This window comes from Marseilla massiliensis (assembly GCF_016899855.1).
In the GTDB taxonomy this organism is placed as follows: domain Bacteria; phylum Bacteroidota; class Bacteroidia; order Bacteroidales; family Bacteroidaceae; genus Prevotella.
Window position 1 is genome coordinate 1 of the sequence record NZ_JACJJG010000117.1, and the last position, 8061, is coordinate 8061.

The window sequence follows — 8061 nt, forward strand, 5'->3', positions numbered from 1 at the left end:
TCTCCTTGTCTGCTCGTATCTTGTCTACTCGTCAACTTTTTAATAAAGAAGTACGAGTCCCGCGAAGCCTGAATAGCATATCATGCGTATCGGGTTGATTTTAAAATACATCGTACCGATGAACGATGCCGCGAAAAGGAAGCAGCTAATCCAGAACTGCCAGGGGTTAATGTCGGGCGCGGAGAAGTTTTCCGCCGTCATCAGCAGAAGCGTCGCGGCCGCCAGCAGGCCTACCACGGCAGGGCGAAGACCAGAGAACACACTCTGTACGGCCGGCGTGTTCATGTACTTTAGCAGCACCTTGGCAATCAGTATCATAAGTATCAGCGACGGAAGCACCAGCGCAAACGTGGCCGTAACACTGCCGAGGATGGACATTCCGTAGCCGAAGCCTGCGTTATGTACGGCCGTATAGCCGCAATATGTTGCCGAGTTGATACCAATAGGGCCGGGCGTCATCTGGCTGATTGCCACTATGTCGGTAAACTCTGACGTGGTTAGCCACCCGTGGTTGTGCACAACCTCTCCCTGGATTAGCGACAACATGCCGTAACCTCCGCCGAAACCGAACAGCCCGATTTGGAAAAATGTTATGAAAAGCTCTAAGAAAATCACGTTGTTGAATTAAGAGTTAAGAATTAAGAGTTAAGAAAATATGCCTTAAGAAGTTAAGAGTTAAGAATTAAGAGTTATGAAAATATGCATTGTTTTTAGGTTGATAACTGTGGATTAAGCGTTGAAACAGCCTTCAAGACATATTTTCTTAATTCTTAACTCTTAATTCTTAATTTTCTTATTCAGTCGGTTTAATATACTTCCCGTACACATATCCGCCGACTCCAGCTATCAGGATGACGTAAATCGGGGACACGCCGAGCATCCAGATTGCCAGCGCGCAGGCGATAGGTATCCAACAGTTGGTGAGCGTTATCTTCGCGCTCTTTGCCATGTTGAACGTCGGTACGGCTATCAGCGCTACCACGGCGGGGCGTATTCCACGGAAAATGGCCGCCACGACCTTGTTGTCCTCGAACTGGTGGAAGAACATGGCGATGGCCAATATGATGAGAAACGACGGCAGGGCCGTGCCCAACGCCATGCACAGCGCGCCCCTCACCTTGCGCAGGCGGTAGCCAATGAAGGCGCTGATGTTTATCGCCATCACTCCCGGACAGCTCTGGGCGATGGCTATCATGTCAATGAATTCCTCCTTGCCCACCCATTTGTGCTTGTCAACTACTTCCGACTCGATTATCGGAATCATTGCGTAGCCGCCGCCGAGGGTGAACAATCCGATTTTGAAAAACGTCTTGAAGCTTTCTAAATAGAAGTTGGACATGATTTTATATGGGAGTTATAGAAGATATAGAAGTTAGAGAAGTTAAAGCCATTAGCTTTGTAAATCTTAAACAAATAAAGCATTTGGCTCTAACTTCTTTAACTTCTCTAACTTCTTTATATTCTTAAATTCTCTCTTCTATCCACTTCCTTGCGTTGACAAACGCCTCCATCCACGGAGTAATGTCGTCTGCAAGGCGGTCTGACGGATACCAGGCGTTCTGCCAAGGGAAGCATGCACGCTCCAAGTGAGGCATCATAGCGAGGTGTCGTCCGTCAGCAGAACAAATGCCGGCAACGGCAAAGTCTGAGCCGTTCGGGTTGCCGGGGTACTCTGCATAGTGGTATTTTGCTACGACGTTGTATTTGTCCTCGCCCTCAGGCAGATAGAACTTGCCTTCTCCGTGGGCTACCCAGATACCGAGACTGCTGCCCGACAGCGAGCCGAACATCACGCTGTTGTTCTGCGGAATGTCGAGACCAAGGAAGGCACTCTCGAACTTACGTGAGTCGTTATGCAACATCTTGGCGCGCTTTTCGTGTTCCGGGTTGATAAGGTTAAGCTCAACCATGAGCTGGCAACCGTTGCAAATGCCGAGCGAAAGGGTATCTTCGCGGGCATAGAACTTGTCCAATGCCTCTTTCGCTTTCGGATTAAAGAGGAACGCTCCGGCCCATCCTTTAGCGCTTCCGAGCACGTCAGAGTTGGAGAAACCACCGCAGAAGACAATCATGTTGATGTCTTCCAGCGTCTCGCGGCCCGTTATAAGGTCGGTCATCATCACGTCCTTGACGTCGAATCCGGCAAGATACAGCGAGTAAGCCATCTCCCTTTCGCCGTTAGTTCCTTTCTCGCGGATGATCGCTGCCTTTATTCCTGTCGGCTCGCGGCGGTCTGCCGAGATTCCGAATTGTGACAACTTACCGGTGAACGAGTCGTTAAACTTCATGACTAACGGCTGTTTCTTGTAATTGTCGCGGCGTGCTTCGGCACATCCGTTCATGCTCTGGTCGCGGTCGAGCAGGTATGAAGTCTTGTACCATACGTCACGCATTGCGTCTATGTCGAACTCATGCGTGAACTTGCCCTTGTTCACTTTAAGCTTGCGTGACGACGTGTCAGGGCGTCCTATGCATGCATAGCATACGCCGTTGTCGTCGAGTAGGTCCTCGAAGTCATCCTTATGGTTGTCCGAAACCTGTACTATTACGCCGGGATTCTCGGCCAGGAGAATCTTTATAATGTCTTCACAGTCGAACTTGTCCAAGCTGATGTCCAGTCCTCCGTCCACATTCGCGAAGCACATTTCAAGCAAAGTAGTCACCATACCGCCTGCGCTGATGTCGTGACCGGCCATGATCCAGCCGTTGTTTATCAGCTCCTGAACAGAGTTGAAGGCGTTACGGAAATAGTCGGGGTTCTTCACCGTGGGCACGTCATCACCCACTTTGCCTAATGACTGGGCAAAAGCGCTGCCGCCTAAGCGCAGCTCATCGTATGAGAAGTCTATGTGGTAAAGGCTCGACTTACCGTCGTTCACCAGTACGGGGGATACAACTTTGCGAATGTCTGACACCTGTCCGCCACTGCTGACGATAACCGTTCCCGGGCTGATAATCTTCTGTCCGTCAGGATATTGCTGGCTCATTGAGAGCGAGTCTTTACCCGTAGGCACGTTCACTTTTATCGCGCAGCAGAAGTCAGAGAGTGCTTTTACGGCGCTGTAAAGGCGTGCGTCCTCGCCTTCCTGTGAACGGCAGGGCCACATCCAGTTAGCCGAGAGGCTCACACTGTCGAGTCCTTCCTCAAGCGGAGCCCACACAATATTGGTCAGCGACTCAGCAACAGAAAGCACACTGCCGGCCTCCGGCGATGCCAGTCCTGCCTGCGGAGCGTGTCCGAGGGCTGTTGCAATACCCTTGTTGCCACGGTAATCAAGTGCAACAACGCCGCAATCAGAAAGCGGCAGCTGTATCCTGCCCTGGCATTGCTGGCGTGCTATCTTGCCCGTTACGCTTCTGTCGACCTTGTTTGTGAGCCAATCCTTGCAGGCAACGGCCTCAAGCTGGAGCACACGGCCGACGTATTCGTCTAGTGCCTTGTCGACATCTGAGTGTGAATAGCTTACGTTTTCATAATGCCTTTCTACGGTGTTGTCCCTCATGTAGGTCTTGGGCGAGTGGCCGAACATCTGTGCCACGTCGAGGTCGAACGGTCTTACGCCGTCGCCTTGGACAAAACTGAAGTGGGCGTCGCCCGTAGTTTCACCAACGACATACAGCGGAGCGCGCTCGCGTTCGGCAATCTTGCGCACGTGCTCGATGTGCTTCTCGTCGATGAGCAGTCCCATGCGCTCCTGGCTTTCGTTGGCTATTATCTCCTTGCTCGACAGCGTTTTGTCGCCGATGGGCAGCTTTGTCATGTCTATCTGGCCACCGCATTCCTCTACGAGTTCGGACAGACAGTTGACGTGGCCGGCCGAACCGTGGTCGTGAATGCTGACAATGGGGTTGGTGTCTTCCTCGCACAGGGCGCGCACAAGGTTGTAGGCACGCTTCTGCATCTCGGGATTTGCACGCTGAACGGCGTTCAGTTCTATGCCGTTAGAGTATCTTCCGGTGTCAACCGACGACACGCTGCCGCCGCCGAGGCCGATACGATAGTTGTCGCCGCCGACAACCACAATCTTGTTTCCTTTCTTAGGCTCTTTCTTCAGGCAGTCGCGCTTGGTGCCGTAGCCTACGCCTCCGGCCAGCATTATCACCTTGTCGTAGGCGTACTTCTCGTCGCCCTCCTTGTGTTCGAAGGTCAACACCGAGCCGCAAATCAGTGGCTGGCCGAATTTGTTGCCGAAGTCGGAAGCGCCGTTCGACGCCTTTATCAATATCTGCTCAGGCGTCTGGTACAGCCATTTACGCACGGGCAGGATGTTCTCCCAATCCCTTGTGGCAGTTCCCTCACCGCTCAGACGGGGGTATGCCGTCATATACACCGCCGTGCCGGCTATCGGCCACGAGCCGGTTCCGCCGCCCATACGGTCGCGTATTTCGCCTCCCGTGCCCGTCGCGGCGCCGTTGAATGGTTCCACGGTGGTAGGGAAGTTGTGCGTTTCGGCCTTCAGCGAGATAACGCTCTCTATGTCCTTGACGCGGAACCAGTCTGAAGTCGACTGGTCTTCGGGCGCGAACTGCTCGATGACAGGGCCTTCGCTGAAGGCCACGTTGTCCTTGTAGGCGCTTAATATCTTGTGCGGATTCTCTTTTGTCGTCTTCTTAATCATGTTGAAGAGCGACGATTCCATCTCCTTGCCGTCGATGATGAACACCCCGCCGAATATCTTGTGGCGGCAGTGCTCGGAGTTAATCTGGGCGAAGCCGAATATCTCCGAGTCGGTCAGCGGGCGTCCCAGCTCTTTCTCTATCTTGTGTAGATACTCTATTTCCTCGGGCGACAGGGCGAGACCTTCCTGCTCGTTGTATTCCTCCAGGTTGTCAACGTGCTTTATTGGCTCTGGTTCGTGGTTTACGGTGAACACCTTTTGGTCGAGCCCTTCGTACATACGCTGAAGCATCGGGTCGTGGTCGGCGTCCTTGGAGCTTACGGGGAAGTACTCCTCTATGCGCGACACGCCTTTCAGGTTCATGTTCTGGGTTATTTCCACGGCGTTGGTGCTCCACGGGGTTATCATCTCCCGGCGCGGGCCTACGAAGTAGCCGTCCACATGCTCTGCGTCTATCAGCGTGGCGTCGCCGTACAGCCAGCACAGTTCATTGACTTCTTCTTGCGAAAGCTGATGGTCGACCTCGGTCGCTATCACGCTTTCAGACGGGGTTTTGAAAAAAAGAATCATATCTTATAATCTTGTTATGTTTTGTCGTTTGCTCGTGGTTATAATATATCAAGGTGCAAACTTACGTATTTTCTGCGTAAAAAACGAAGAAAGTTTGAATAATGAGGGTATTTGCGCAGAAAGTAGAGTGTTGCCTCCTTGTTGGGCTATGTCGTTGCGGCGTGCGCGTTGGCGTGCGGCCGTTGCGGTCGTTTATGGCCATAGAGTGCCGCCGTTTTCCAGTTCAAGCAGGTATCTTTTCGTGTCAAGTCCTCCTCCGTAGCCGGTCAGGGTGCCGTCGCTGCCTATCACACGGTGGCACGGCACGATTATGGATACGGCGTTGGCCCTGTTGGCATTTGCCACGGCGCGTACCGACTTGTCTGCTCCTATACGTCGCGCGACGGCCGCGTACGATGCGGTCTCGCCGTAGTGTATTTCCAGAAGGGCATGCCATACCGTTTTCTGGAAATCCGTTCCGACGAGCAGCAGCGGTATGTCGAACACGGTGCGGCGGCGGTTGAAGTATTCGTCCAGTTGCTTTTCGGTTTCCGTTATTATGTCCGAGGTTCCTTCCTCGCAGTCCGTGCGCAGCCTTTCTGTAAGTCTGCGCAATACAAAGTCGCGGCGTCCTTCGGCTGTCCAGTCGCACAGGCATAGCTTGCCTTCAAGCGAGCCAAGCAGCAGGTCTCCGCAAGGCGAGTGGTAAATGTCCGTCTTGATGTGTTCCATGTCTTTTTTCCTGATGTCGGTAAGTACTGTAGACTCAAGGCCGTTTCAGGCCTTCTGCCGCCTCGGGGCCGTGCCGCGGTGGCGCTGGATGCGGTGCGTGGCCGTGCAGGTAACAGCCTGGGGCTGGCTGAATGCAAACTTACGTATTTTTTTCGACATATTTGTTGCATGGTATAAAAAACATTCCTTCAATCCCGAAAAAATCTTGTTGCCATGCCGTTTGTTGTCTGTGCGTAACTGTCTGGCAGCCAATGGCTTTGTAAAAGGCCGCCTTTTGGCTTGTAAAAGACGGCCTGTTACACGATAAAAGGCGGCATTTTACATCGCAAAATGCCGCCTTTTGGAATTTGTCCCTGCGCGACACGGGGCGCGCAGGAGTGTATAATGTATGTAAAAGACCTGTGTGCCAGACTATTATCCGTATGCTTCGACGAGATACTTGATGAACTTCGGGTCGTTGAAGTCTACCGTCCCGCTGTCGTGCATGTTGAGTTCAGCTATCGTGGCCATGTCGTCTTCAGCCAGCTTGAAGTCGAAGATGTTGAAGTTCTCGGCCATGCGGCTCTTGTGGGTGCTCTTCGGTATTGCCACTATTCCGCGCTGTGTGAGCCAGCGCAATGCCACCTGTGAAGTCGTCTTGCCGTATTTCAGGCCTATCTGCTTGAGCGTGGCGTTACCGAAAACGGCGTCGGAGCCTTGTCCGCCCAGCGGCCCCCAGGCCGTCATCCTCGTGCCGTATTCGGCCAGGTAGGGCTGTATGCCGTTCTGCTGAATGGCCACGTTGCACTGCAACTGGTTCATCATAGGCTTTACGTCTACGTGCATAGCGAAGTCGACAAAGCGTCCGGCCTGGAAGTTCGACACGCCTATCGCGCGTACCTTGCCTTCCTTAAGCGCCTTCTCCATTGCCCTCCATGAGCCGTACACGTCGCCGTACTGCTGGTGGATGAGCAGCAGGTCTACGTAGTCGGTGCGCAGTTTCTTCAATGACTCGTCAATGCTGCGGGCGCATTTGTCCTCTCCGGCGTTTGAAATCCATACCTTCGTGGTGATGAACAGTTCGTTGCGGGGTATGCCGCTCTTGGCTATCGCGGCGCCCACGCCCTCTTCGTTGAAATATGCCTGGGCCGTGTCGATATGGCGATAGCCTACCTCAAGGGCGTCGCTTACGCAACGTTCGCACTCTTCGGGGCTCACGAGGAATACTCCGTAGCCCAGTAACGGCATCTCAACTCCGTTGTTAAGTCTTGTTGTTTCCATTGTCTTTTGTATTAAATCGGGCGATCAGTGTATTTTCATCGTACCTATGGCGCGCACCGTCGGCAGGTCCATGTCGTCGTAGATGGGGCTGCGGCCGGTGTCAAGCGAGGCTATGCGGGCTATCTCGTCGTCGCTGAGGTTGAAGTTGAAGATGTTGAAGTTCTCTTCCATTCGCTCCTTGTGTACCGACTTGGGGATGATAACCACGCCGCGCTGGTTGAGCCAGCGGAGTATAACCTGGCCGGTAGTCTTACCGTGGCTGTCGGCAATCTGCTTGAGCACAGGGTTGTTGAATATGTCGCGCTGGCCTTCGGCGAACGGCGCCCATGCCTCGTGCTGTATTCCTTCACTCTGCAGGAAGGCGTTGGCTTCACGCTGTTGGAAGAATGGATGGGTCTCCAGTTGGTTAACGGCGGGCTTCACCTCGTTGTGCAGGAAGAGGTCTTGCAGACGCTCGCTTGAGAAGCTTGTTACGCCGATAGCCCTGATGCGCCCCTCCTTGTACAGGCGTTCCATGGCGCGCCAGGCAGCGTAATAGTTGCCGTAGGGCTTGTGTATGAGGTACAGGTCGAGATAGTCGAGCCCGAGTTTCTTCATCGACAGGTCGAAGGCACGTAGCGTGTCGTCATACTCATGGTCCTGCACCCACAGTTTGGTTGTGATGAACAGCTCCTCACGTTTCAGTCCGCTGTTGCGTATAGCGTCGCCAATTTGTTGCTCGTTGCGGTACGAGGAGGCCGTGTCAATCATACGGTAGCCTACCTCAAGGGCGTCGGTCACCACGTGCTCGGTGTCGTTTGCCGGTACCTGGTACACCCCGAAGCCTATTGCCGGCATTATTACGCCGTTGTTAAGTCTTGCTTCTTTCATCTTGATAAATGGTTTTCGTTAGTGCTGCAAA

At 53.3% G+C, this 8061-nt stretch carries 6 protein-coding genes; all 6 read right to left on the reverse strand.

Annotation, left to right across the window (positions count from 1 at the left end):
- Positions 1 to 39 precede the first annotated feature (39 nt).
- The 6 genes from H6A34_RS12635 to H6A34_RS12660 all read right to left on the reverse strand — a co-directional run bounded on the left by H6A34_RS12635 (position 40) and on the right by H6A34_RS12660 (position 8030).
- Positions 40 to 615 carry a chromate transporter gene (locus H6A34_RS12635; RefSeq protein WP_021949280.1) on the reverse strand — a complete coding sequence of 192 codons (576 nt, stop codon included), beginning with the start codon at positions 613 to 615 and terminating at the stop codon, positions 40 to 42.
- A gap of 178 nt (positions 616 to 793) precedes the next feature.
- A complete protein-coding gene (locus H6A34_RS12640; RefSeq protein ID WP_021949281.1) occupies positions 794 to 1339 on the reverse strand; it encodes a chromate transporter in 546 nt (181 codons plus the stop codon).
- A 124-nt stretch (positions 1340 to 1463) separates the two neighbouring features.
- On the reverse strand, positions 1464 to 5189 hold the full coding sequence (gene purL, locus H6A34_RS12645; protein WP_205105811.1) for a phosphoribosylformylglycinamidine synthase: 3726 nt from the start codon (positions 5187 to 5189) through the stop codon (positions 1464 to 1466).
- A gap of 192 nt (positions 5190 to 5381) precedes the next feature.
- A complete protein-coding gene (locus H6A34_RS12650; RefSeq protein ID WP_205105812.1) occupies positions 5382 to 5900 on the reverse strand; it encodes a methylated-DNA--[protein]-cysteine S-methyltransferase in 519 nt (172 codons plus the stop codon).
- A gap of 414 nt (positions 5901 to 6314) precedes the next feature.
- The gene (locus H6A34_RS12655) at positions 6315 to 7160 is read right to left on the reverse strand and encodes an aldo/keto reductase (protein WP_205105813.1); all 846 of its coding nucleotides are present in this window, start codon (positions 7158 to 7160) and stop codon (positions 6315 to 6317) included.
- 24 nt (positions 7161 to 7184) lie between these two features.
- On the reverse strand, positions 7185 to 8030 hold the full coding sequence (locus H6A34_RS12660; protein WP_205105814.1) for an aldo/keto reductase: 846 nt from the start codon (positions 8028 to 8030) through the stop codon (positions 7185 to 7187).
- Positions 8031 to 8061 lie beyond the last annotated feature (31 nt).

Excerpts from the sequence above, each read along its gene's own strand:
- H6A34_RS12640 (WP_021949281.1), bottom strand. The coding sequence starts at position 1,339 with ATGTCCAACTTCTATTTAGAAAGCTTCAAGACGTTTTTCAAAATCGGA.
- purL (WP_205105811.1), bottom strand. The coding sequence starts at position 5,189 with ATGATTCTTTTTTTCAAAACCCCGTCTGAAAGCGTGATAGCGACCGAG.
- H6A34_RS12650 (WP_205105812.1), bottom strand. The coding sequence starts at position 5,900 with ATGGAACACATCAAGACGGACATTTACCACTCGCCTTGCGGAGACCTG.
- H6A34_RS12655 (WP_205105813.1), bottom strand. The coding sequence starts at position 7,160 with ATGGAAACAACAAGACTTAACAACGGAGTTGAGATGCCGTTACTGGGC.
- H6A34_RS12660 (WP_205105814.1), bottom strand. The coding sequence starts at position 8,030 with ATGAAAGAAGCAAGACTTAACAACGGCGTAATAATGCCGGCAATAGGC.